This is a genomic window from Caballeronia ptereochthonis, from assembly GCF_001545075.1.
Taxonomy (GTDB): Bacteria; Pseudomonadota; Gammaproteobacteria; order Burkholderiales; family Burkholderiaceae; genus Caballeronia; species Caballeronia ptereochthonis.
Genome location: NZ_FCOB02000112.1, coordinates 1 through 699 on the forward strand (window position 1 = coordinate 1; position 699 = coordinate 699).

Sequence of the window (699 nt, forward strand, 5' to 3'; positions counted from 1 at the left end):
CGACGTGCTCGGCGGGTACGTGCAACTCTCGAAGCGCTTCGGCGCGAGTTTCATTGACGATACCGCGATCGAGATACAGCGCCGCAACAACACCTTCATCGAAGCGGGGCTTACGGACCGGCATTACTTCGGCGGCGCGCAGTTCGACGGCTCACTCGCCTATCGGCAAGGCATCGGGGCGCTCGGCGCGACGCCGGACCCGTCGCCCGATGCCTATCCACCCACGCCCGCGACGAAGCCAAGCCGCCCGACGTATCGCTATCGCATGGCGGTACTCGATATGCATCTGTCAGTGCCGTTCGCCGTGTCCGGTCAGACGCTCAGGTACGTGACGACGCTGCACGGCCAGTATTCGAACGACACGCTCTTCTACGTCGATGACCTGACCATCGGCAGCCGCTACACGGTGCGTGGCTTCGACGGCGAGCAGATGCTCGCGGGCGAGCGCGGTTTCTATTGGCGTAACGAACTGCAAGCACCGCTCGGCGCGACGCGGCAGGCGCTGTATGCTGGTCTCGATTACGGGCGCGTGTTCGGCCCGAACACGGCCTTTCTTGCGGGTACGCAACTCGTCGGCGCGGTCGTCGGCGTGCGCGGCGCCGTGACGTCAAAGTATGCTGGATTGAGCTACGACCTGTTCGCGGGCACGCCGCTTTACAAGCCGTCGGGCCTCTCGACGTCACGCGTCACGTTCGGCTT

At 64.7% G+C, this 699-nt stretch carries 1 protein-coding gene; it reads left to right on the forward strand.

From position 1 onward, the window contains the following. The coding region (locus tag AWB83_RS35695; protein ID WP_143750174.1) for a ShlB/FhaC/HecB family hemolysin secretion/activation protein at positions 1-699 on the forward strand (699 nt) is incomplete at both ends.